At 45.7% G+C, this 2,422-nt stretch carries 1 protein-coding gene; it reads left to right on the top strand.

The genetic code is table 11. The features are described from left to right. Positions 1-553 precede the first annotated feature (553 nt). Positions 554-2,302 carry a group II intron reverse transcriptase/maturase gene (ltrA, locus tag JGK22_RS32945; protein ID WP_325315998.1) on the top strand — a complete coding sequence of 583 codons (1,749 nt, stop codon included), beginning with the start codon at positions 554-556 and terminating at the stop codon, positions 2,300-2,302. Positions 2,303-2,422: the final 120 nt, after the last annotated feature.

Here is a 2,422-nt window from a genome sequence, read left to right as displayed (position 1 = left end):
GGCTAGCCAGGGACGACCTGGATAACTGAGTGGAACATGATGGTGACGGAAGTACCCTAGAAACCGAAGTCCATCCCCCCTGGTGCTGGGGTGAAAGCATATCCCTAGGGACATGGGCAGGAAAACCCAGAACCGACTGCAAGGGATAGAAGGTAAAAGCACTGACAGCCTAAGCCAGTGACTACCAAGCAGAAGTTCTCATGAGTAAAGCGAAAGCTTGAAGGCACGCCTGAATCATCGTGATGTTGAATGGGGTAATAAGGCTGATACCCCAAGCCAAAAGGCAAGGATAAGGAGTTAGCAAATTCTTAGTTGACTAACTAGCACTCCAAAGAAACCCGGTGAATAGTGTCGCTCTAAAAGACTTGAAATGACCACTCGGAACGAAGTAACCCTCTCTCACGCTCTTAGGAGGTCGAATACCTAAGTAGGTTCCAACCACAAGCAGAAAGAGGGTGGGATTGAGTCAGAAGCGAATGCCTCACTGTAATGGTAAGGATATGCTGACAGATTCACGATGTCTTGGAATGAAGAATCTTGAGTGAGAGATTAAATGTCTAAAACGCTGAACAATCAGACGGTGGAATGGAAGGCTTTACCCTGGCGAAAGTTAGAGGTACGAGTCTTCAAGCTCCAAAAGAGAATCTTCAAAGCCTCTAGTCGTGGCGACGTTAAAGCAGTTCGGAGACTCCAGAAGACTTTGATGAGGTCTTGGTCGGGTAAGTGTCTCGCGGTAAGGAAGGTTTCGCAGGATAACCAGGGTAAGAAAACGGCAGGTGTAGATGGAATTAAAAACCTAACCCCCCATGCCCGTCTTGTCTTGGTAACTCATCTCAAAGTGACTGGGAAGTCCAAACCTACCCGCAGAGTGTGGATTGATAAGCCGGGAAAAGTCGAGAAACGACCTCTTGGTATACCCACGATGTTTGACCGTGCCTTACAAGCCCTAGTAAAACTGGCACTTGAGCCAGAATGGGAAGCTAAATTCGAGGGAAATTCCTTCGGATTTCGACCTGGACGTTCTGCCCATGATGCGATTGAGACAATCTTCAAAAATGTCAGCCTAAAAGCCAAGTATGTGCTTGACGCTGATATCTCACAATGTTTCGACTGCATAAACCATAAAGCACTGCTCCAAAAATTGAATACATTCCCGACATTACGCAAGCAAATTAAAGCTTGGTTGAAATCAGGAGTGATGGATAGCGGAGTATTCTCAAACACCAAGGAAGGTACACCGCAGGGTGGAGTCATTTCTCCACTTCTGGCAAACATAGCCTTACACGGGTTTGAGGATTTCATTACAAGCTTCTACACAATCACCAGAGGGATAGTAACGACTACCGGAAGGAAAAGTACTACTAGGGTTAAACCTACGCTAGTAAGATATGCAGATGATTTTGTGATACTCCATGAGTCTGAGGAGTTTGTAACCCTCCTGAGACAAAAAGCAGACGAATGGCTAAAAAACATGGGACTAGAATTGAAGCCAAGTAAAACGCGAATATGCCACACCTCTGAGGGGTTCAACTTCTTAGGGTTTAATGTGCGCCAGTACAAAGTAGGGGCATACAGAGCGGCAACTTTATCTAAGGGTAATCAATATTCCCCTAGTAAAGAAGTAATAAATCTAGGCTTTACAACAATCATCAAACCCACAAAGGAAGCAGTCAAGAGACATCTTGACAAGATAGGACAAGTAATAGATAAACATCATAATGCCCCTCAAGAGGCATTGATAAGCCGTCTCAATCCGATAATCAGAGGATGGTGTAACTATTATGCGTCATCTGTGAGTAAGGAAACATTTAACAAATGTGACCACCTCACCTATCAAAAGCTTCTCGCATGGGCAAAAAGCAGATGCACCAAAACTAACGCCCACGATACTGTTAGTAACTACTGGCGTACCGTAGGCAAAGACAACTGGACATTTGCCACGTCAGGCGGAACAGCCTTGGTGAAACATTCAAGTACTCCAATAGTACGCCACACCAAGGTTCAGGGTGCAAGAAGCCCGTTTGATGGAGATTTAGTCTACTGGGGTAAGCGTATGAGTAGCCACCCGGAACTGTCTTCCAGAGTAGCCACTCTCTTGAAAAGGCAGGCTGGGAAATGTGTACTCTGCGAGCTGAGTTTCAAATACGGCGATTTATGGGAAGTTGACCATGTTATCCGTACTTCTAGAGGAGGTAAGGATGAATATAGTAATTGGCAGCTTCTTCACCGCCACTGCCACGACTTGAAAACGGCAACAGACGGAGATGTCCGTTTGGAGAACTGGGATGACAACCCGTTCTAGTGTTAAAGGTACTCATAACAAGAGCCAGGTCATTGAGGAGCCGTATGTGGTGAAAGTCACAAGTACGGTTTTGAAGGAGAGGGGGAATGAGTAATTATTCCCTCGACTCTATCAAAGTAG

This window comes from Microcoleus sp. PH2017_08_TRC_O_A (assembly GCF_020738665.1).
In the GTDB taxonomy this organism is placed as follows: Bacteria; Cyanobacteriota; Cyanobacteriia; order Cyanobacteriales; family Microcoleaceae; genus Microcoleus.
The sequence above is the reverse complement of the archived record's forward strand: the minus strand, read 5'-3'. Positions and strand labels throughout refer to the sequence as shown.